Genomic DNA, 23,059 nt, shown 5'->3' with positions numbered 1-23,059 from the left:
AGATTATTCTTTTGCGCCGTATCTTTGCCTGAGTGATAATCCGTGCAATTGCAGACAAGTCACTCATGATTCGTATAATTGTGTAATCATTGATGTGATTTAATCTTAAGAATCGTTTGTGCATGCAGTGCATACAGCCAATTAAAATTACCGCCTGTGTCATGATAGTCGCGCTTACTTCGATCAAGCCGACACATCACCAACCATAATTCGGCCTTACATTGACAACCATTACCAACCCTATCGACCCCACCAAACGATCTGCACTAAACGTGACCTGGTCTGTTTGGCGCGCACTTTTTTTGCGCGAATCATCTGCCAATCTCTCAGAAGGGCGTGTGCCCTGGTTCTGGATCATTTTTGAGCCATTGTCCCATGTGCTGGTCTGGTTACTGATACACACCTACCTGAATATCCGGTTCGTACCTGGAGTGGATGTTGTCACCTTCTTTATCAGCGGTCTGTTAGGCATCATCATGTTCCGCGAAGTTGTGATGAATGGCATGAACGCAGTATCTGCTTATGCCGGCCTGCTTTCATACCGACAGATCAAGCCAGTCGACTGTGTCATCATCCGAGCTGTATTCAGGGGCTTTGTGATCATGATGGCCAGCATCATTTTCTTCACGGTTGCCGCCAGCATAGGCCGCCAGGCCGTGCCCAACGAACCACTGACCGTTCTAATCGCCTACTTTTTGATTTGGGTGCTAGGCTTAGGGCTTGGAATGATCCTATCTGTGATAGTGCGGTTCATGCCAAAAATCCAAAGCATTGTGACCGTCACCCTGCGCGTCATGTACTTCACTAGTGGTGCCATCATTCCAATCACCTACATACCCAACCCCATCAAAGAGTACATGATGATGAATCCTCTGGCTCATGGCTTTGAATCGATACATGGGGGGTTTTTCAGCGCCTACCCTCCCGCACAAGGCACTTCGCTTATGTATCTTGCATCTGGCGCTGTAGTAACACTCTTTATTGGTCTGTTCCTGCAATACCACATGTCGCATCGACTACTATCCAAATAAATGATTACGATAGAAAACCTCAGTAAACGCTATGAAACAGATACAGGTTATAGCGACTGGATATTACGCAACATCAATCTGCAGATTCCTTCCAATGTCAATGTAGGTTTGATTGGCAAGAATGGGGCCGGAAAATCGACACTGATACGGCTGATTGGTGGACTGGATACGCCTAGCACTGGCAAGATCACTGTCGACTCCAGAATTTCATGGCCGATGAACTTTCAGGGGGGGATGAAAGGGAACCTAACCGGTAAACAAAATGCAAAATTCATATTACGCATTCATGGCATACCAGAGCATGAGCTTCCAGAAAAGTTGGAATTCGCTCAACAATACTCCGAATTGGGCAAGGCATTTGATGACAAAATCAACACTTACTCCAGCGGCATGAAATCACGTTTGAATTTCAGCCTTTCGCTCGCGTTTGATTTTAATGTCTACCTTGCCGACGAAATCCTGTCCGTAGGTGACGCGGCATTCAGAAAGAAGATCACCAATTCTTTTCTTGGAGAAAACCGCTCAAAGAATCTTATACTTGTTTCGCACAATGAAGCCACCCTGTTGCAAATGTGCGAGGCTGGCATCTATGTAAAAGACGGTGGAGCCATATGGTTTGATAACATCCGGGATGCACTTAAAGCTTATGGGGGCGCTCGCTGAAGCTGCTTATGAAAGTTAAGATCCAATCAATCTCGATGCGAAGCATATAAATGAAAAATCTACGGAAAAAGCCATCTCTGTGGTTGGCAACTTTTGTTGCCATGGCCAGCATAGCCTACTGGGGGGTGATCGCAAGCCCCCGGTATGTCTCTGAATCCCATGTCATGATGCAGAGCACCAGCATCACAGGGCAGCAACAAAGCCAGGTCGATCTATCCGGGATTCTTGGTAACGGAGGCCCCTCAGGCGGCATCGCAAGGCCAGACCAACTGCTGCTAAAGGCCTATCTGACTTCGGTCGACATGATGCAAAAGTTGAACAGCGAACTTAATCTTCGCAAGCACTACAGCAATACCGACATTGACATCATCAGCCGCATGTGGTCCGAAGATCTGTCCAACGAGTGGTTCTATCGCTATTACTTAAGGCGAGTGGAGGTAACGTTTGATGACGCTTCCGGCATCTTGATAGTAAAAACGCAAGGCTTTACTCCAGAAATCGCTCAGGCCATCAACTCGTTCATGTTGCTGGAAGGGGAGCGCTACATGAATGCCGTTGCGCAGAAGATCGCGCTCGATCAAGTCGGCTTTCTTCAAGGCCAGGCCGACAGAGCCGCCAAGAGGAATCTGGAAGCAAGGCAATCCTTGGTAAGCTATCAGAACGCCAAAGGTTTGGCTTCACCCGAAACCACTGCCGAGAACATCGCCTCCATCATCAGCAGCCTGGAATCCAAGCTGGCTGAGCTACGTGCCAAGAAAAAAGTGATGTCCAGCTACATCAATCCTAATTCACCCAGCATCATTGAAGTTGACTTCAACATCAGTGCGCTTGAAAGCCAGATTGAACAGGAACAGCGCCGTTTAACCTCAAAATCCGGCAAAACACTCAATAAATCGGTGGAAGAATATCAACGCCTGCAACTAGCGGCCGAATTCGCACAAGAGATGTACAAGAACACGCTTGCCACGTTAGAACGAGGCAAGCTCCAGGCTGCGAGCCAACTTAAAAAACTCACTGTGATCCAGACACCAACATTTCCTCAGTATCCACTGGAACCACGTCGCATTTTCAACAGCTTTGTATACCTCGTCTTCATTTTGCTGATCACTGGTATTTTCCATTTGATTGCAGCCATCATCCGGGATCATAAGGATTAACTATGAAACACTTCTTACTGTTACTTGCCCTGCTTGTGAGCGCCAACGCATTTGCCGTAGGCGAAGATCTCGGCGTGGGCAATGCCGGAGTCAGTTCTCCCCTACTACCCGGAATTGGGCAAAATAACGCCCAAACCGCAGTACAGCAGAATGGTCAAAGCGCCAATGCACGTGCGGCAACCCCGACTGCCGGGAATTTGGGGCAATCAGTAACCAATAGTCTGGTCATCCCTACAGCACCCCAGCTTGCTGACTATGAGAAGAATACTTTGTCTGACGTGTTCGGCGCCCAGTTGTTTACTGGGGCATTCGCAAAGCCAGGAGCATCCCAGTTCAACCCAAGCTATACCATCTCGGTAGGCGATAGCATTCAAGTCAAGCTGTGGGGTGGTTACAGCTTCGAGAATATTCTGGTTGTGGACCCAAAAGGCAACATCTTCATCCCTGAAGTAGGTCCGGTAAAGGTATTAGGGGTAAAGAATCAGGACCTGCAATCGGCACTTCAAGCCGCAATCGGTCAGATCTTCACCTCCAATGTCCAAAGCTATGCCAGCTTAGCTGCTGCACAACCAGTACGTATCTATGTAGGCGGCTTCGTACATCATCCCGGCCTGTATCACGGCACCTCGCTTGACAGCCTACTGCATTACCTTGACCAGGCTGGCGGCGTAGATCCTGAACGTGGTAGCTTTCTGAATATTCAAGTCAAACGTGATGGCGTGATCCGCAGTGAAGTCAATCTCTACGACTTTCTGCTTAAGGGCGTCATGCCCCTGGTTCAATTCTCCGATGGCGATGTGATCTTCGTGGGTCAACGTCAAAATTCGGTATTGGTCACAGGCATGGTACAGAATCCGAAACGCTTTGAATTCCAGGATGGCAGCATCGACGTAAAAGAATTGATTAAATTTGCAAAACCAACCGCCGTGGTGACTCACCTGCGCATCAAGCGCAATACAGGCACAGTCATGAACACCGAGTACTTCCCCATCAACCAGACAAAAGCATTGAGTATCCTCAGTGGCGATGAGATCGAGTTCACCTCAGACAAGCGCCCAGGCACGATTGCAGTACGAGTACAAGGTGAACATCTTTCACAGCAAGAATACATCCTTCCCTATGGCACAAGGCTTGGGGAGTTGATCAAAGCGATCCAATTCACAGAACGCTCTGATAAAACCAGCCTGCAATTGTTTCGGCAGAGTGTCAAAGCCCGTCAAAAAGCCAACCTTGAACTAACGCTTAAGAATCTGGAAGCAAGCCTGTTAACGGCGCGCTCTGGTACGGCTGAAGAGGCTGGGCTGCGCTCACAAGAGGCCGCGCTAGTGTTGCAATGGGTGGATCGTGCTAAAGAGATCGAACCCAACGGTCAAGTCTTGATCGCCAAGGCAGAGACACGCGATGAACTATTACTTGAGAGCGGTGACATCATCAACGTACCAGTCAATGACAACCTGGTATTGGTCAGTGGCGAAGTCCTGTTCCCGAACACCATCGTCTTCGACAGAAAATATAGCGTGAATGATTATATCCAGCTCGCTGGAGGCTATACCCAGAATGCTGACAATTCCAGAATCATCGTCGCACACCGTGATGGCAGCTATGATGATGGAAGCAAGATCAAATCGATTGCCGCAGGCGACCAGGTGATGATACTGCCCAAGGTAGATGTAAAATCACGCCAGCTTTTCAAAGACATAACACAGATGATCTTCCAGCTTGCTATCGGAGCACGTGTTGTGCTTGGTGGCAGGTAAGCTATCAACTTAGCCAGAACACCCGTCAAGAGACTGCGGCAAGTTGAGGTGTCACTAGGTAAACCGATGTATTCGTCATGCATCGGTTTGCCTCATTAAAGTGAGCCACACGCACATGCCTGATCAAAGGATTTTGCTAGAACTATTCTGAAGAATAGAGACCGTTTGGTCATGTGAATAACACACTGATTAACTCAAGGCCTGGAAACCCAGGAACAAGATTGAAATTCAAGCTGTTCAATTATCTTAAAAGCCGCTTTTTAAGTTTCAAACCTGATTCCAGTCATGTCGATATGGCGCTGGAGGGTTGGCGTGCGTACTGTAACAACCAACTCTCCTCCATAACTGATGCACAAGCACTGGCATTGCGACGCCTAGACTACGAAGCAACAAAAAGGCATGTGCTCGGCTCCACCCGGGCTTACAGAAAGGTATTTGAGCTAAAAAAGCCTGATGAATTTTTGTCCTCAAAATTCTCAAAAGCAGAACTATCTCAAACCATCGCCCTCGCTGCACAGCTTCTTGATGAGGGGTTCTGCAACAAGCTAGTCAATGAAGCCTTAGACCAGGACCAAGTGTCTATTCAAGACCCCTTTGGACCGGGTCTTGCATACTGCAAAGAAAGCTTTCATATCAGCAGCGGGGTAACCTGCCTTCGCTTCATATCACCGAATCAGGAAGTATTCTTCTTATTCCAGTATGTGACGTCTGGCGATGCCATTTACTTCCCGACTAGAGATATCATCTTTATCCATCAGCACGTTAACGTCGACCTTATACAATCTAGCATTCACCAGCTATGCAGAAACTTTGCTCAGCACCTTGAATATTCCAGAAACAGCAAACAGCACCGATTCCTCGGCCTGGTTGCGACTCAAGGACGGCCATACCACCTTTACTACGATGTCTTGCTGGGCATGCATCAGCTTCATCTGGCAGGTCTCATAAAGAGGTTACCTGCGCTTTACGCACTGAGAGGCGGTGTTTATATCTCCATGAAGTCACTTTATGACTTTCATGGTGTTGAGCATATTTTCCATGGGGCTGACATGGAATTATATGCAAATGAGCACCAAGGCTTTTTATTGCAGGCGGGATTGTGTTACACCAAGCAGAAGACGCTGCAGACCAAAGTTAAGGAAATGGACACCTATCTGGTCGATCATGTACTCAATCAGATGTCCGTCAATACTGCGTCCGAGATCAGCACGGCTTTGCAAGCCTTCCCTCTGGTATGGTTTGGAATCTCCATACAAAAACGCGCTTGGGTTGAACAGGTAGAAGGCACAGCAAGCCTCATCCGTGCACTGAAAAGGAGATTCCCGAATATGGGTATCGTTATCGATGGCTGGACACAGAATCTATACCCTTCTGTTTATGATGAGGCCGAATGTCGACGGGAGTTTCAGATTTTCAAGGAAATAAAATCGCTCATCCCGGACGATATTCCGGTGACTAACCTTATAGGTGCCCAATCAGCCAGGAAGATTGCGTTTGCATGCGCAATTGATCTATTCATCACCAATTACGGCACCGCATCGATCAACGTAGCCCGCATGGCAGCAAAACCAGGGGTAGCCCATGCCAGCACGACCATGCCAAAACGCGGCCATCTTCATTACAACACCATAGAAGTCGATAACAGCTGGATTCATGACATTCCTCACCCAGAAGTCGAGCGCCATGACTTTGTCAGCTACAGTCTTGATTGGGAACGTATCCTGGCAACAGCAGAGCCCTTGCTGCAAGTAGAGGCACTAGCGCTTGTGAGATCCTCCACCTACAGTCGGTTTGCCACCACTGGCAGACCTATCCAGTCAGCCTGACGTATGTTCCGTCCTTCTTATCCTATTCCCCACAAGAACAAGACCTCCTTCCTATTACGGTTTTTCCGTGGCTGGCATTCCTGGCTGGATGTCCTGTTCGAGCGTAGTTATTTCATGAAAATGGGCAAGATACGCCAGCCTGGCCTGGACATTTTCATGATCAACGACCCAAACTGGGTCAAGCGCATACTGGTGGACGAGCCAAAGAAGTACCCCAAACATGCGCTGATGCACAAGATGCTGGAACCCTTGCTGGGCAATAGCATCTTCACGACCAATGGTGCGGTGTGGGAACGGCAGCGGCGACTGGTGGATGCGGGCTTTGGCCAGGCCAGGCTCAAGCTGGTGTTCCCGCTGATGACTAGCGCCATCAGCGAGATGCTGGCCCGGCTGGATCAGTATGCCGACGGCAGCCCGTATGAAGTCGATGGCGAAATGACCCACATCACGGCGGACATCATCTTCCGCACCATTCTGTCAGAGAACCTCAGCGACAGTGCAGCGCGTGGCATCTTCGAAGCCTTCAACGAATTCCAGGTGCACGCTCAACGTGCACTGATGTTGCGCATCTACAAGCTCCCCACCTTCTTCGCCGAGCGCGCCAGTCAAAGAGCTGCTGACAAGATACGTCCTGTGATCGCCGATGTGATCGCACGGCGCTATCAGGAACGGGCAGGCGGTTCCTCGGGCCACTATCAGGACATTCTGTCTGGCATCATGGACGCTGTGGATCCTGTCAATCAGGACAGTTTCAGTTATGAAGAAACAGTGGATCAGATCTGCATGCTGTTCCTTGCCGGGCACGAAACCTCGGCTAGCGCATTGACCTGGTCACTGTATCTGCTCTCCAACTGCCCACACCTGCAAGACCGCCTGATCGAAGAGATCGAAGCCGTTGCAGCTGATCGTCCATTCGTATTTGAAGATATCAAACAGCTCAAACTCATCAATAACGTGTTCAAGGAAGCCTTACGTTTGTACCCCCCTGTCGGTTTCTTCTCACGAGAAGCGACCGAAGATCACTGCATACGCGACAAAGACATCGCAACAGGTTCATCGCTACTGATCTCGCCATGGTTGATACAGCGCCACGGCGATTATTGGGATAAGCCTCATGATTTTGACCCTGACCGCTTCGACACAGCAGAAGGCCAGGAATCAGCGAAATGTGCCTACTTACCCTTCAGCAAAGGCCCACGTGTTTGTATAGGCCAAGGGTTTGCCATTCAGGAAGCCATCCTGATACTGGCCAATATCGTGCGCCGCTATAGAATAGCAGCCGTGGCCGACCATATACCCAAGGCAGTAGGTCGGGTCACCATACGGCCGGAAAATGGCGTTAAAGTCAGGCTGGAGTCGCGTAAGTAAACTGCGCAACAAGTTAGCCATGATCAGGCACAGAATCTGCTAGGGTTATTGCAGGCCCCTCATTGCCATGCTGAAAATTAAAAGTCGTCTCTTATCGACACAAACAGGCCTATGACCGACAAAGAATTGATTCATATCATCAGTAAAGAATGTCCTTCACAAGACTGGCTGGTACTAAGCAGCTTGATCGGGAAGCTTTACCATAACCGCGGAAACTGGTCGCTCAGCCCTATCGGTTCACTATTGAGAATTTTCAAACAACATGGATTTGAGCAGCAACTGCTCGACATGTTGTGGGAGCATCGGCAGCTGACGCTAAAAGACCTGCGTACTGCAGCCACCTTTATACAAATGTGCGGCAATGAAACCTGGGATGAGGCGTATTTCGAGACTGCATATGCATTGATCGAAGATGCGCCATTTACTCCCAACACGACAGCGGAAGGTGATTTTCTGTCCAGCTTTGGCAACCTCAGTGCCAAGGCCAACGCCTATCTGCTTAAACTGAAGTTCGGTAAATTTCTGGAAGTCCCTGCAGGCGATAATATCTTTGAGGACGCGCGGCCTTATGCCGATGCGATCTTCCTGCATCAGGAAACCTCCGACTTCCTTTATGCAAACTCCAGATATCCATTGAACAGCAAGACCGAGTGGCTGGCAGAGCGCAAAACCGCCTTTTTCCTGGATCACTTTTTCTCTGACAGCAGCGTGATCAATGCTTATCGAAAATCGTCCATGGACAGCACTCGCATCGCAACGCTGTATCAGCGCTCGCATCTACTGGATGGCGTGATCCAGTCGCCAGACACTGCCGCGTTCTTTGATGAGATAAAGCGCACCGGCTCTTATCTGATGTGTACATTCCACGCCGGGAATTATCTGGTATCGCAATCCATTTATCGTGTTCACATGGCAGACCACTGGACGGTGCGTAATCGTGGAAATGCGGCGGGTAACCATATCGTCGTCAGTGAAAATCGACTTGGCTCGGCGTTCAAAGCCATTAAAGTGCTGATGAGCGGAAAGTGCTTGTTGATCGCACCCGACTCGAATGTAGAGGACAGCCAATCCGTTTCAGAACTGAATATCTTTGGCTGTAAAGTGAATATCCCCGATGGCGCAGCCAGAATCGCCTATGAAGCGCATGCAAAGACTGCCTGGTACACGGCAACCATCAACGGTAGCCAGTATGAGCCAGTCTTTGTTGAAGGCCCGCAAAGAGCCGCGCGGGAGTCTTTCGACAGCTTCAAGACCCGCTTCGCCGAGTTTTATTCTGCACAAGTGGCATTTGCACTATCAGGACACCCGCGCAACACCATCCTGAAATCTTTTTTCCTTAAATTCATCAACCTGTCGATTTCCGCCAATTCTGAAACAGACGAGGTGGAAAATGAGACCAGTGACGAGAACTAAACCAGTTCAGAGCATGGCCTGTTAACATCCCGTCTTAACTACCCACATTTTACAGAGGAAGCCGATATGAGTATTGCACCAGAAGACATCAAGAACATTTTGCAGGACATTCTCGACACCGATCTCGAAGAGTTTACTGCAGAGACCAGCGCCAAGGACGTTGACGGCTGGGACAGTCTTAATAACGTGCGCTTGCTTCTGCAGATCGAGCGCGAATACGGGGTAGACATTCCGGTCGATGAGATTGAGAACCTGAAGAACGTAGGCGACCTGATTACCGTCATCAATAAGTTGGTAGCAGAGAAGGCCTAAGCTGGCATTGTCCATCTCCTCAACCTTTTGAACAGCGAGAGATCCATGCAATCCTGGCTTGCCCCAAAATCAGCTGACGATGAAACCCAGTTAGCCAATCGCGCAGAAATTGACTCTGCATCCCTGTCCCAGCTTGCAGCACTGGCCAACAAGCGACTTAACGACAAGGATGTGCGTCGTGTTGCAAAATCGGCACGCAGTGCGATCAAGAATGAATGTGATCGCAGCGGACTTGTTCCAGTGCGGCTCTGTCTGGCATCCCAGACGACTGCGGACTTTTTCATCGACGATTTGCTGGTCGCCGGTTTACGCAATGGTTTACTGTTAGACATGATCAAAACCGACTATAACCAGTTGGCTGATCTGGCTTTCGGGGATTTTCTGAATGCGCCTGAGAATCAGGGCATCACGTTCACATTTGTGGGACTGGATTATCGCCAGCTTGGATTCCGCGCTGATTTACTAGGCAACGCCAGCGCAGCGACTGAAGAGGTCGCTTCGAAACTCACATTTGTGCGCCACATCGTGCTGGGGATTGCGGAGAAAACCGGCACAGCCTGCCTGATTCAGAACCTTGTTCCACAGCCCGAGCAAACCATTGCCAGCATCGATGCACGGCTGCCAGGTTCCGCGTTGTGGATGATAGACGAATTCAACCGCGGTCTGGCTGCATTTGCTGCAGAGACTGGCCATATCCTGTTTGATGCCGCAAGCTTGGCATCGAATTGTGGCTACTCGGTTTGGCATGACCGCGCGCTATGGTTCATGGCAAAAGCGCCCTTCTCGCAAGACGTGGTGCCACTTTACGCACAGCGCTTGGCCGCCTCCCTGGCAGCCGCCAAGGGAAAAGCAAAGAAGGTACTGATCCTGGATCTGGACAATACACTCTGGGGTGGCGTGATCGGCGACGATGGCGTCAATGGCATACGCATCGGTCAAGGTTCGGCTGCGGGTGAGGCCTTCCTGGATATACAGCGCACGGCACTTGCACTAAAAGCGCGTGGCATTGTGCTGGCCGTCTGTTCCAAAAATACAGATGAAGTGGCACGTAAACCCTTTCAGGAGCATCCAGATATGCTGCTCAAGCTGGAGGATTTCGCCGTGTTCACCGCCAACTGGGAAGACAAGGCCAGCAACATCAGCCATATGGCAAAAACGCTGGAGCTGGGCTTGGACTCCTTCGTGTTCCTGGACGACAACCCAGCCGAACGCGAACTGGTTCGTCGCACTCTGCCCAAAGTCACTGTTCCGGAAGTCGGTGACGACCCGGCCACTTACCCATTGGCGATCATAGAGCCAGGATTCTTTGAAGCATTGGCCTTTAGCGAAGAAGATCGTGCGCGGGCCAAGATGTATCAGGAAAACGCCAAACGTGCACAGCAGATGGAGCAGATTGGGGACTTCGGTGCTTATTTGAATTCGCTCAATATGGCCATGACAGTCGGGCCGGTAAGTGATGCCAGCCGCGAGCGCGTGGTGCAGCTCATCAATAAATCCAACCAATTCAATCTGACCACACGCCGTTATACCGTGCCCGAAATGCTGCAACTGGAGCAGGATTCCAGCGCCTTTACTTTACAAGTGCGGCTGACAGACAGCTTTGGCGATAACGGCATTATTGCGGTTGTACTTTGCCTGACCGAAAGCCGGGACTGGGTCATTGACACCTGGCTGATGAGTTGTCGCGTACTCAAGCGTCGCGTCGAAGAGCAAATGTTGCAATATCTGGTTGAACAAGCCGCTCAGCGCGGAATCGAGCGCTTGATCGGCATCTTCAAACCGACCGAGCGCAATGGCATCGTAGTGGATCACTATAAAAACCTGGGCTTCACGCGTGACTCAACTTCGCCTGAAGAAGAGCAACGCTGGGTACTCAGCATCGCCAGCTATCAAGCCGTTGAACTGCCATTCCAGGTAGTGTCCGACACGACAGTGCCTTCATCCCATCTTGAGGTAACTTCATGACCAGCAGATCCTATCTGACATCAGACCAAGATCGTTTTGCCGAACTGTCCGGCGACTTCAACCCCTTGCATGTCGATCCGGTACATGCGCGCAGATTGATGTTTGGCGCAGCTGCTGTACATGGCGTACACAATTTGCTGTGGTCCTTGGAGGTGTGGGCAGCCAATGGGGAAGGCCCTGTGACGCTGCAAAGCGTGAACGCCGCTTTCACCAAACCTGTGGCAGTGGGCACTACAGTACGCTGTGCAACTCGCAGCAGCGAACCGACTCGCGAGCGTTTGCAACTGTTCATCGGTGATGACGTGGTTGCCAAGGTTGATTTTACCTGGGCTCCCGCAGAGAACGGTCACCCTGCAGCCGAATCTGGCGCTTTTACCAAACAAATGCCGGACGAACATAGCGAATATGCTGAATTGAGTGGTCAACTACCACTGATCATGGACAGCAGCCTGGCAACAGAAATGTTCCCTAACCTGATGCGCCGATGCTCACCGCGTCAGATCGCCGCACTGCTTGCCAGTACAAAAATGGTAGGGATGCACTGCCCTGGCTTGCACTCCGTGTTCTCGGAGCTGAACATCAAGTTCACTCCGGAAGCAGCGGCTAGCGGCTTTGCTTATCGGGTCACCCGTCATGACCCACGCTTCTCGATGCTCAGCATTGAATTGAGTGGTGAAGTAGCCGGTAGTGTCACGGCTTTCGTACGTCCCAAACCGCGCGATCAGGCAAGCTTTGCCAACCTGTCTGCGCTGGTCAGCGCTTCAGCCTTTGCCGGCCAGCGTGCAGTCGTGGTAGGTGGCTCCAGAGGCTTGGGCGAAGTCGTCGCCAAGCTGCTGGCGGCTGGCGGCGCCGAGGTCATGATCACCTACCATCAGGGCGCCACGGACGCAGCTGCCATCTGCGATGAGATCAACCAAGCAGGTGGTAAGGCAGCGTCTTGTGCCTACAATGTATTGCTGGCCAGCGACACGCCACATGAGACCTTGTCAACCTGGGGCGCCACGCACTTATACTACTTTGCAACGCCGCATATCAGTACTGGCAAGCGTGGACGGTTCTCAATGCCGCTCTACGAGAAATTCTCCGCCTACTATGCTGGTGGATTATCTTCCACCTTGAATGTGCTGGGGGTCAAACAACTCAAAGCCGTGTACTGCCCTTCCAGTGTATTTATCGATACGCCGCCCGACACCTTGCTTGAATACTCTGCCGCGAAAGCGACAGCCGAGTTTGTCTGTTCAAGCCTGCAAAAACAGCACGGCATGGTTTATCAGCTGTTTATGCCACGCTTGCCCAAGATGGATACCGATCAGACCGCCAGTTTTGGTGAGGCCAGCGGCCTGGATCCTTCGCAAGTCATGGCGCAGTCATTACTGGATATTCACTTGCCAGTTAGCGCGTAAGCACTCCTTCTTTTTCTCGTGAATCAGTATCAGGTAATCAAAATATGCCATCACCAGCATTTTGATTGCCTGTGCCTATTAATGCTCCGCACACAAGCCAGACGATGGCTATACTGCGGCCCTGTTTCTATCCATATCAAATAAACGATGTTAGAGTTAATGGGCTAACAGCACATTAGAGGCTGAGTACCTGATTGATGCGCCCTCACAACTACCCAGCTGTTGATTCAGTTAACAAGAGACCGCAATGAAGCTAGCCGCGATATTTCGTCAATTAAGATCCAACTTGCTCATATTATTATGGTTGCCATCGATCTTCTCACAATCGAAATCGTTCTCTGGTAACCCGGTCATTGGCAATAAATTCCTCAATGCGAACGGTCTGCATGTCTTTCGTTTAAGACTGGCACACCGATTGGCCTCATTCAGACGCAATCAGCTGTCTTCCGGTCTGAGCAAGGAGGATCTACAGCAGTACCATGCGCAGGGATTCATACTCAAGGAGGATTTCTTACCTGCTGGTTTATTCGAAAAGTTACGTCAGGAGGTGTTCAGCGCAGACTGGGCACTGCGCGAAATGCAGCAAGGGAACACCATTACGCGGCGTGTTTTTCTGGATGAAAAAGGGATAGAGAAAAAAGCGCCTGCACTCGCCAAGCTGATGCAACACCACCCTACCCTCAAGCGCTTGATCAGGTATGTTGCCGCCACCGGCGGTGAACCGGTATTTTGCATTCAGGCTATTATCACCAGTGGCGCGAATGCCAACGACCCGCAAACAACACCACATGCAGACACATTTCATCCCAACGCCAAAGCCTGGCTGTTCTTGCAGGACGTAGCCGACGACGATGGCCCGCTATGTTATGTGGAAGGCTCGCATCAGTTAAGCGCCAAGCGCCTCGCCTGGGAACAACAGCAAAGCCTGAGTGCTGCGAAACACGCTAATCGCTACCATGCACGCGGATCGTTCCGGGCATCGGCGACTGATCTGATCCAGATGGATTTACAGCCTCCCAAACGCTTCGTGGTCAACAAGAACACCTTGGTGATTGCAGATACTTTCGGATTCCATGGACGTGCAATTTCGGACAGACCCACGATGCGTATAGAGATTTATGCTTCATTGCGCAGAAATCCGTTTGCACCTTGGACTGGTTTTCATTTCTTGTCGCTACCCTGGTTCAAACACAAAACCGGTAGTAGCTATCTTGGCATTCTGGAATGGCTTAAGAAGTGCAAGCTGGGTGTACAACCCTGGAAGAAAGTGACCAGAGGAAAAATTGACCGCCTAAGCACTCCGGAATGATATTCAGGGGTGGATGTTCCCTGCAGGGTTATTTATTAGACCCTCATCCAGCTTTCACGACAACCTTACAACTACAGTGCGATGCGCCGCTGTTCCAAACCGGGCGATTCCAGATTCAGGGCCGGGCTTAAACCATCTTCCACAGCATCATGGTAAGGAATGTCATCGAGAGCTGGCATGCCTGCATAAAAACTGACGTTAAGCTGCGTCTGATCGATCATGAACGAGCGGAAGCGTTGATAGAACTCGTAGTTCACTTCGCCTGGATCAGACCAGAAATCTTCGAGCGCACCCTGGTAGGTCAAGCCTGGAATACCGTAACAAGACTCGCCCATCACTTTTACCGGGCAACGGTGGAATAGCGACTGCAAGCCTGCTGTGCTGTTGATGGTGACCATGCCACGCGCACGCTTGATCAGGGTCGGCAGGTGCAAGTCGTGCACGTAGAAGATGCGGCCACGTAAATGGTATGCATTTTCCAGGTTGGCCAGCAGCTTTGAATAGTCGGTATATGGTTTGTCCAAGGGGTGATGCTTGAATACCAAGGAATATTTGGTATCTGCGTTGGCCGCAAAACTCTTGACCACCTTACGGATAAAATCTTCAACAGACTCATACTGGGAATGGGCCATGATCTGGCTGTCGTTATGCACCTGCAGCGGCACGATGAACCAGTTCTTGCGTTGTTCCTTGGACAACAGATGCTGCCTGACCTTGAGGTCGATGGGTTGGTAGCGATATTTTCGAAACGCCGCCCGCACCCAACGCAAACCCTCTTTGATGGGGTGCATGCAGCGGTGATGCTCATAATGGGGAAAAAACGGCTTGGAGATATACATGGCCAAGGCATAGGCCATGGCCAGCCAGGCTGTTCTGGAGAAGTTCTGACCCGTCTTTGCCGGATCGAACATCGGGGTTTTACGCCAGAAGGCATATTCAGAACGCTTGCTTGGCAAGGAAGACAAGCCATTCACGCCGTCTTTTTCCAGCGTCACGTAGTTAGGCCGGATGTAGCCTTCTTCGAACACATAGACCGCCACGCCCAATTGCTTGGCAATCTCGCGTGCCTTGACCTTGAGTTTGCGCATCTGGCCAAACAATACGATGGCATCGATATTATGTTGTTGTATGGCATCGGTCAGGAATCCGGGCCACTCATCATCGGTACCGCGGAAGGAGCTGGCAGGTGTGGCGTCGTAGAACATCCAGTCGCCGCCATTGAAGTGGATCTTGTGCACATTCTTGCCTGAAGCAAGCAACGTTCTGGCGAGGGAGTCGAAGAAAAAGCCGATCGGCCCTTGCAGCAGCAGAATGTTTTTTTGTTGCAACAATGATCGAAAAGACAGTGGTAACGACATACCAACCAAACTCCTGTGCACCATTATGGTGAAAGTACGCGTATCTTAAGCGTTATTCTTTACAAATTTAATAACCCATTAGATTTATACAAATATAAAAATCCGTGAGTTTCCATCAATCAAGCGGCATCAGGCATTGCTTATTTGATGGTCTGATGATGCAGTCCTTTCTCCAGAACCAGATCAACGACGGCCTGCTCGCGCTTGTTTGAGCGCATGCAGTGGTTGTCATGAAACAGGTTGGTTACCCATATCACCAGTTTGGCCCAACGTTTCTCGCGCATCCGCCAAGCATGCGAGGAAACCGATTCCCAAGCCAAGCCATTGAACACACTGGCATTCACAAAATGGTCCAGAGCCCGCACACCAGAGCGACCCCGCTCTGTTTTACCAAAAAACCCGACCAGCACCAGAATCAGATAACCCAGCAAGGCCATGGGCACGATGGCCGTCATCAGGACGAATCCTGCAAATCTTTCTTTCATCGATGCTTCCCTGAGGTCCGTCTTCACGGCCATCTGACGACAGTTCACCGTGTAATGGTTATACTCAATGCACGTTACTTGCACCACCAAAGTATGAATACTCAGGAACCGCTTGTGCTATTTCAAGCAATTCTCATACCGGATATACATTGATTTCTAAACGACGCGTTTATTACGTTAGCGGCTTCGATCCTAGGGGCGCAAGTTTCTATCACCGCCTATTTCGCGAGGAGTCTCGCAAGCACGCCAGATTGACAGGGGCAGATATCACCACCCAAAAACGACAACGCGACAGCGCGATCGTCAACAGCTGGCAGATCAAAGCAGACTGGGGCAATGATAGTATCACATGCGATTATCGTTTTCTATGCTGGGACGACCTGATCCGCGCCCACTGGGCGCCCAGCCTGCCTCATCTGATTGCGCGCGCCATCCCCATGTATGGCTGGCATTTGCGGCACGGCCTGTTCAAGAAATTCAGAGCCGCTGGCCGCGGTCCCTATCTGAGCAGCATATTACCCATGCTGTATGCGTTGACCTGCCTGTTCATCAGCGCAGCCGCCGTCGTCGTCGTCGCATGGATGGCTCAAAGCTTACTTGGCCTGTGGCCGGTCACTGTCGTACTTGCTGCCTGTGCAGCAGTCGCCTTACTGCAGCAAGCAAAGAAGCGTGGCGAGCAGCTGAATGTGTGGTGGATATTACAAACCTATATGTTCCTTGCCACCTGGGGCAGAAAACCCATCCCGGAGCTGAACGAGCGTGCAAAAGCCTTCGCAGCGCTGATAGAGCAGGAGCAGCGTGCAGACCCGGTAGAGGAGATCGTGCTGGTTGGACACTGCGTAGGCTCGATTGTGGCGGTTGAGATTGTTTCTGAACTTTACAAGCTGGGAAGCCAGCTTCCAAAGCAGCAATTGACACTGGTGACACTAGGCCAATGCATACCCTATGTAAGTTACGCTCATGGCGCACATCACTTTCGTCGCGCGCTTTCCAACATCGCCTGCACTGCGGACACACACTGGCTGGACATGGGCGCACGGGCTGACCCTTTATGCTTTCAGCAGATCAATCCATCTGAAGCCGAAGGCATTCCACTCAAGCCGCCAGGGCAGCCGCTCAAGACCACAGTACGTCCTTATCTGATGTATGGTGCAGCGGCGTACAACGCGCTGAAAAAGAACAAGTTACGCCTGCACTTTCAATATCTGATGAGCAGTGATCTGCTGACAGCTTACGACTACTTCCGCCTGACTACCGGGCCAGAACCGGTAAGAGAACAGCATCACGATTGAACACCGTCCAGTGACTGGCGGGATGCCATGCGCGTGAACACCTGCAGATGGGCATCTGCGCACTGGCCATAATTCAATGGTGCGCGGATACCGCTGGTCAGCAAGTCCCAGTCATCGCTCATCGCGGCGGCACGCTGCAGTGCCGTTGACCATGCCAGGCGATTGCCCATCGCCACCGACAGGCCGTTCACGCCATCTTTCACTTTCTCTGCCATGCCGCCAATATCGGATGCGATCACCGGGCGGCCGCACACGAACGCCTCCTGTATCACCATGGGCGAGTTTTCCCACCAGATAGAAGGCACCAGCACCCAATCAATAGCCTGCATGCGGCTGTGCAGCTCGTGTGGCTGGTAAGGGCCAACCCACTGCAGCACCCCCTCCACCTCAAGCGGCGCACGCAATGCCGCGATCTTTTCCTGAAACGGTATGGACTGGGTATGCAGGTTGGCGCCGTGTATCTGCACCAGCAGATTCTGGCGTTGCTCTGCCGGGATCAGCATCAGTGATTCCAGCAGCAGATCGATGCCCTTGTATGGGTTGATCTGCCCAAAGAAGGCAAAGCGGTTACGTGACTCATTGGCCGCCAGCTTGCGTGGTGGCAGCTTGGATGAAACTGCCTGACCGTTCTCTATCATCACGATGCGCTCAGACGGAATCCCCCAGGTTATATAGCGCTGACGCAGGAACTCAGAGGGCGAGATGAAACCATCGACCAGATCAAAGTGGCGCTGAAAATAGTGTTTTCGCAGCCAGAAATCGGCTGGTGTTTTATCGGGGAAACAGCGGTGGCAATCCTGCAGACTCGATTGTTCGCATAGCTTGAAACTGCCAGCTTTGATCATCTGTCCATCGTTCAGGCAGATCGCGAGGAACTCATGCAGCGTCAGATAAATACGGATGGTAGGATCGACCGTCTTGATGACGCGCAAAAACTCCAGGCCCAGATGTAAATAATGGTGCGCATGCACCACGGTAGGTCTCAGCGCCCGCAATAGATCAGCAAATGCGCCGGTCAACGAGGCTTGATGACGCGCCTTCATGCGAAAATTGTCCATGCTGGCCTGCTGCCAGAGGTACTCGTCCTCACGTCGCAGACTGATCTCGCCTGTGACACCGGCCCCAAGATCGGCACGCGCCAGGAACCATGCTGCTGCGATACGCTCATCCTGCCGGTAGGCATTGAACAGATTGTAAGCGGCGATCTCGCCGCCACCCAAGCTGAAATCCGGGTGCGCATGTGCCATCACCAGAATGCGTTCAGACTGGCTCATGCGCCTTCCTTCCCGATTGGTTTCACTGGCATCGCGAACCCTGCATACCCGTCCGCTGCACGCTGTGCGATCAAGTCTGACCAGCGCCGTTTGAACCTGCTCAGATTGTAAATAGCGATACGGCTGCGCAAATCGCCGGCTCCGGGCTGCACATGCGAGAGACGCTGCAAATGCACCATGACCACCTGCGGCAACATCACGACTTGCGATGCTTGGTGATGCGCTTGCATCGAAAGATCGACATCAGTGAAATCACCCATCAGATATGCAGTGTCCCAACCGCCCCAGCGATCAAACTGGCTACGCCGCATTGCAATACAGGCACTCGAAAGCAAGGCAGCGGGAACACCGATCGAGGCTGCGGAGATGCGGGTGTTCAGCGCGGGCGGCAAGCCGCGCTCCGACTCCTTGACTGTCCACAGATCAAATGCCGCATGCCAGTCCAGCTCCAAGTGGCTGTGCTGCATAGTTCCATCCGCACTTAGCAACTGCGGACCGACCAGCCCCAACTCAGCATGCTGTTGCAGCGGGGCTATCAGCTCCGCTGCCCATCCTGCGGAAACGGGGATGACATCATGGTGCATGAAGATCAGGTAATCGCCACGCGCACGACTTGCCCCCAGATTGCATGCGCCTGCGAAGCCGCGATGCGCCCCACCCCACAACCATTGCATGGCAACCGGATAGAGGGTGTGCAAGGCAGCGATCTCCTGCTCAAACAGCGCAGCAGTGCGGCCATCGTCGATGACATAGATCAGCTCGGCATTCGCCATCAGCCAGTCATCCATCACGAACTCGAGCAGCTGATGCTCAACCAGCCGCAGGTCACCATACACGGGAATGATGATACTCAGGGTAGCCTGGGCCGGCGCTTGCCCAAATTGGCGCTGCGTCACGCTGAGCTGTGACCAGTGGCTCACGTCAGCCTGCAACAAGCCCTCGATGATAGTGTTTTCGACGCGCTGCATACGCCGACTCAAGCCAGACAAGGCAGAAGGCACGGCAAGCAGGTGTTTGGCTGCCAGCACCGGGTCGGACGTCAGCAGGGTAGGTTCCAGCACAGAAAGATAACGCAGTTCATCGCCCACGCGCACCTTGAGCTTGATCGCACCGCTTGTTTGAGCAAAGGGCAGCTTGAGAATGAACGCCGCCTCGCCACATCGGTAACCTGCCTCATCGCCCAGTGCTCTGGCCACATCTTCCCGATAATAACGGTAAGCGCCGGCCAGTGAGTGATCACTCCCATCCGGCATCTCGATCAGCATCATGGCGGTGGGGTTATGCACCACCCAGCCGTAGATGATCCAGTCGCCCGTCTGCTCGCACACCAGCACTTTATCGATTGCCCCCATGGCACAGGGACCCGTCTCGGGTGGATAAGCAAGCTCGTCCAGTCGTTCTCGCCAATCGGAAGAGAGCATCTGGTCAGGCAGATCAGGCCACAACCCTGGCAGTGACTGTGCAGACTGCAAACCAAGGTCATGTTGAACTTCAAAACTGAGGGGGCTGGACAAGCTGTAAGGATCAGCGGAGCCAGCTCGCCAACCCAGACACAAATCCTGTGTGGATGAGACCTGTGCGAACAGTGTGAAGCCCAGCTGAGTCGTCGTGTTCAGCCCAAAATGACGGGCCACGTCAGGCCGTGCAGAAGTCGTCTTATAACAATCGACTGGTTTGCCGCCTACGAACAAGGCCAGCTCCAGCGACCCGGTCACCCAGCCATACAGCGTCAGACGGCCATCCAGGTTCTGCACACTATCCAGCTTGAGGAACTGGCTGTTACCGGCCGTATCCAGATGGCGTACAGGCGATGCCTGCACATCAGGCAGAACCCTGCCCCCAGCCACATTTGCGCGTAACCAGCGAGCACTCAAGCGCCTGATCTGGCGACTGATACGCAGCAAATTAGCTGGAATAACGATAATCAATATCCTGTGCAGTAAAGTCGTTTATTGGCCTGAGCCAGGGCGGCGTACCTTCGATTGTAATCGAATCCCGGCACGCATACCCGCTATTAGCCTACGCTCTACTTCAGTGACTCTTCTGCTCCCATGCCCAGGCATGGCCGATGATCGCTTCCAGATCGTCATATTGTGGCTCCCAGCCCAGCACGGCCTTCGCCTGTGTCGCATCGGCGATCAGCCGCGCAGGATCTCCAGCGCGGCGCGGTGCGTATTCCACCGGGACCGGCTTGCCTGCCACCTTGCCCGCCACATCGATCACTTGCTGCACACTGTAGCCAGCACCATTGCCCAGGTTGAAGGCGCGTGAAGCACCGCCAGCTTGCAGATACTGCATGGCCAGCAAGTGCGCGGAGCTCAGGTCGTCCACATGGATGTAGTCACGCAGACAAGTGCCGTCCGGGGTGTCGTAATCGGTGCCGAACACCTTGAGTGCCGGACGCCTTCCCGTCACGGCCTGCAAGGCCAGCGGGATAAGATGCGTCTCTGGTTCATGACGTTCGCCCATACGCGCCTGTGGATCAGCACCAGCCGCGTTGAAGTAGCGCAAGGCCACATACTTGGTGCCGTGAGCACGATCGAAGTCAGACAATATCTGCTCTACCATGTACTTGCTTGCGCCGTATGGATTAAGCGGAATCTTGGGATGTGCCTCATCAATCGGCACGTAGGCAGGCTCGCCATAGACGGCGGCCGTGGAAGAGAACACAAAGTTCTGCACCCCATGGTCGCGCATGGCTTCCAGCAATACCAATGTTGCGAAGGTGTTAGCGCGGTAATACTTGGCCGGGTTGTTGACCGACTCGCCCACCAGGATCTGCGAAGCAAAATGGAACACCCCGTCAAAATGATGCTTGGTGAACAACGCGTCCAGAAATGGGCGGTCTGCAAAGTCATGCACCAGCAACTCCCCACCCAGTAGTGCATCCGCATGGCCCGATGAAAGGTCATCAAGCACGACCACCTGATGACCATGCTCGATCAGATGTTTCACCATGTGCGAGCCTATGTAACCCGCACCGCCTATTACCAAAAATTGATTCGAAGACATGTCACCGGTTTCTTGAAAGGTTATTGAGATATAGCACAGCGTATTGATTTTAGCCTGTTGTGCACACGCATGGATGGCAAAAGCAAAATTCGCACTCGTTGTGCTTGCAAGCTGTGAGTGACCATGCGAGCAGCACCGTGTCAGGCACTAAAGCAACCCATGCCCCATATGTAACCCCTTCAATAATGGCTGCCTGCTTCTGATGATCGCCATAGCAGCATCGGCTTAAACGAAACCTGGCGCAGCTTAAACAAGGCCATAATCATCAGGGCTGACCTTGCCAGGGAAAATGGTGTCCAGCTGCGACTGATTCAACCCATACATCGCCTTGAACAACCCAGCCAACGTATTGCGGTAATCATTCAGAATCGGCGTATCCCTATCCTGGAATAAAGTCCCGGCTTCCAGTTTTTGCTGTCGCCCGGCGACCTTGCCCCCGGAAATACCGCCACCGAGTAACCAGTAACTGGTGCCATGCCCGTGATCGGTGCCTTTATTGCCATTCTCGCGGAAGGTGCGGCCAAACTCGCTGATCACCATCACCACCGTATTCTTCCAGGCAGGCCCCATCTCCTGAGAAAAGACGCTGAGGCCTCTGGCAACCTCGGTGAGCTTTTTGGGCAAGGTACCTTCCAGCCCGCCCTGATTGACATGCGTATCCCAACCACCAATATCCACAAACCCTAACTGATATCGATCACGCATCATGGCAGCAATGCTCGCAGCCTCCGCTTCAAAACCGCGCGTAGAGACGGCACCACGCGCTGCCTCTTCAGGTTCTCCTGCCATACTGAGCGAGGCTTCATCACGCACGGTAAACCCCTCTTTAACCTGTTGCTCCAGCGGGCTACCTGCGTACATTTGCATGATGAGTTCGCTTTCGGCACTGGCAAATGCCGCTGGCGGCATGCCATCCTTCAGCGGAAGGTTGGGGACTGTCATGGCGCCGCGAAATATGAGCGGGACATTCTTGGAGAAGGCGATCGAAGCTGGCTGACCTATCAGGCTGGCCAGTCGGTTCATGAACCCGGATTTGTAATCACGACTGCCTTGCGTGGGTTGTCCAAGTTCGATCGAGTCCTGGGTTTTGAAATGGCTGCGCGACAGATCGTCTGTGCCCGAGAAGGGGATGAACGCCATTTGCCCTTTGGAAAACAGCGGGAACAAGGTATCACGCATCAACGGATGCAAACCCCAGTCCGCATTGATCCCGATCAGCGAGGTTTTGGGAATGGCGATACTAGGGCGCGACTGATAGTAAAGCTGGCTACCCACTGGTACCAGCAGACTATTTGCATCGTATGCGCCACGCAGAAACACCAGCAGGAATCTGGGAGCATCGGGTTTAGCCGTAGCGGCTAACGCCTGCCAACTGAATGGCAGCGTTGAAGCCGCGAGCGTCAGCTTGAGGAAATCACGTCTGTTCATTTCACT

General features: G+C 52.2%; 18 protein-coding genes. 12 read left to right on the top strand and 6 right to left on the bottom strand.

Annotated features, from left to right (window positions below; all coding sequences use genetic code 11):
* Nucleotides 1-221 precede the first annotated feature (221 nt).
* The 11 genes from ED236_RS05320 (at nt 222) to ED236_RS05270 (ending at nt 14,204) form a co-directional block, all read left to right on the top strand.
* Complete coding sequence (locus ED236_RS05320) at nt 222-1,031, top strand: ABC transporter permease (RefSeq protein ID WP_123236904.1); 810 nt, start codon at nt 222-224, stop codon at nt 1,029-1,031.
* Nucleotides 1,032-1,694, top strand: coding sequence for an ABC transporter ATP-binding protein (locus tag ED236_RS05315; RefSeq protein WP_123236903.1), 663 nt, complete (start codon nt 1,032-1,034; stop codon nt 1,692-1,694).
* Nucleotides 1,695-1,744: 50 nt separating this feature from the next.
* Nucleotides 1,745-2,851: a KpsE/RkpR family capsule polysaccharide export protein gene (locus ED236_RS05310; protein WP_123236902.1), complete on the top strand. Its 1,107-nt coding sequence runs from the start codon at nt 1,745-1,747 to the stop codon at nt 2,849-2,851.
* Nucleotides 2,852-2,853: 2 nt separating this feature from the next.
* Nucleotides 2,854-4,608, top strand: coding sequence for a polysaccharide biosynthesis/export family protein (locus tag ED236_RS05305; RefSeq protein WP_123236901.1), 1,755 nt, complete (start codon nt 2,854-2,856; stop codon nt 4,606-4,608).
* Between the two features lie 221 nt (nt 4,609-4,829).
* Nucleotides 4,830-6,434, top strand: a complete 1,605-nt coding sequence (locus ED236_RS05300; protein ID WP_123236900.1) for a hypothetical protein — start codon at nt 4,830-4,832, stop codon at nt 6,432-6,434.
* A gap of 3 nt (nt 6,435-6,437) precedes the next feature.
* The gene (locus tag ED236_RS05295) at nt 6,438-7,802 is read left to right on the top strand and encodes a cytochrome P450 (RefSeq protein ID WP_123236899.1); all 1,365 of its coding nucleotides are present in this window, start codon (nt 6,438-6,440) and stop codon (nt 7,800-7,802) included.
* Nucleotides 7,803-7,913: 111 nt separating this feature from the next.
* The gene (locus tag ED236_RS05290) at nt 7,914-9,215 is read left to right on the top strand and encodes a hypothetical protein (RefSeq protein ID WP_148042255.1); all 1,302 of its coding nucleotides are present in this window, start codon (nt 7,914-7,916) and stop codon (nt 9,213-9,215) included.
* Nucleotides 9,216-9,281: 66 nt separating this feature from the next.
* Complete coding sequence (locus tag ED236_RS05285; protein ID WP_123236897.1) at nt 9,282-9,527, top strand: acyl carrier protein; 246 nt, start codon at nt 9,282-9,284, stop codon at nt 9,525-9,527.
* 45 nt (nt 9,528-9,572) lie between these two features.
* Nucleotides 9,573-11,492, top strand: a complete 1,920-nt coding sequence (locus ED236_RS05280) for an HAD-IIIC family phosphatase (RefSeq protein ID WP_123236896.1) — start codon at nt 9,573-9,575, stop codon at nt 11,490-11,492.
* Nucleotides 11,489-12,895 carry an SDR family NAD(P)-dependent oxidoreductase gene (locus ED236_RS05275; RefSeq protein ID WP_123236895.1) on the top strand — a complete coding sequence of 469 codons (1,407 nt, stop codon included), beginning with the start codon at nt 11,489-11,491 and terminating at the stop codon, nt 12,893-12,895. Before ED236_RS05280 ends, ED236_RS05275 begins: the two co-directional genes overlap by 4 nt.
* Nucleotides 12,896-13,142: 247 nt before the next feature.
* On the top strand, nt 13,143-14,204 hold the full coding sequence (locus ED236_RS05270) for a phytanoyl-CoA dioxygenase family protein (RefSeq protein ID WP_123236894.1): 1,062 nt from the start codon (nt 13,143-13,145) through the stop codon (nt 14,202-14,204).
* A gap of 71 nt (nt 14,205-14,275) precedes the next feature.
* Here the strand turns inward: ED236_RS05270 and ED236_RS05265 are convergent, their stop codons facing one another.
* On the bottom strand, nt 14,276-15,532 hold the full coding sequence (locus tag ED236_RS05265; RefSeq protein ID WP_162299584.1) for a capsule biosynthesis protein: 1,257 nt from the start codon (nt 15,530-15,532) through the stop codon (nt 14,276-14,278).
* A gap of 170 nt (nt 15,533-15,702) precedes the next feature.
* Entirely contained in the window at nt 15,703-16,047 is a 345-nt protein-coding gene (locus tag ED236_RS05260) for a hypothetical protein (protein ID WP_123237135.1), read from the bottom strand.
* A gap of 251 nt (nt 16,048-16,298) precedes the next feature.
* Here ED236_RS05260 and ED236_RS05255 point away from each other — a divergent pair, with 251 nt between their 5' ends.
* Nucleotides 16,299-17,339, top strand: coding sequence for a hypothetical protein (locus tag ED236_RS05255; protein WP_123236892.1), 1,041 nt, complete (start codon nt 16,299-16,301; stop codon nt 17,337-17,339).
* Here the strand turns inward: ED236_RS05255 and ED236_RS05250 are convergent.
* From ED236_RS05250 to ED236_RS05235, 4 genes are all read right to left on the bottom strand, one after another.
* Complete coding sequence (locus ED236_RS05250) at nt 17,330-18,613, bottom strand: glycosyltransferase family 4 protein (protein ID WP_123236891.1); 1,284 nt, start codon at nt 18,611-18,613, stop codon at nt 17,330-17,332. The two genes, ED236_RS05255 and ED236_RS05250, sit on opposite strands and share 10 nt — an antisense overlap.
* Entirely contained in the window at nt 18,610-20,433 is a 1,824-nt protein-coding gene (locus ED236_RS05245) for a glycosyltransferase family 2 protein (RefSeq protein ID WP_148042254.1), read from the bottom strand. The genes ED236_RS05250 and ED236_RS05245 overlap by 4 nt, the downstream gene beginning before the upstream one ends.
* Nucleotides 20,434-20,644: 211 nt before the next feature.
* Nucleotides 20,645-21,625: a UDP-glucose 4-epimerase GalE gene (galE, locus tag ED236_RS05240; protein ID WP_123236889.1), complete on the bottom strand. Its 981-nt coding sequence runs from the start codon at nt 21,623-21,625 to the stop codon at nt 20,645-20,647.
* A 246-nt stretch (nt 21,626-21,871) separates the two neighbouring features.
* Complete coding sequence (locus ED236_RS05235) at nt 21,872-23,053, bottom strand: DUF1501 domain-containing protein (protein ID WP_123237134.1); 1,182 nt, start codon at nt 23,051-23,053, stop codon at nt 21,872-21,874.
* Nucleotides 23,054-23,059 lie beyond the last annotated feature (6 nt).

This window comes from Pseudomethylobacillus aquaticus, assembly GCF_003730115.1.
Classification (GTDB): Bacteria; Pseudomonadota; Gammaproteobacteria; order Burkholderiales; family Methylophilaceae; genus Pseudomethylobacillus; species Pseudomethylobacillus aquaticus.
Note: the sequence above shows the minus strand (reverse complement) of the source record. Positions and strands in the feature narration are given on the sequence as shown.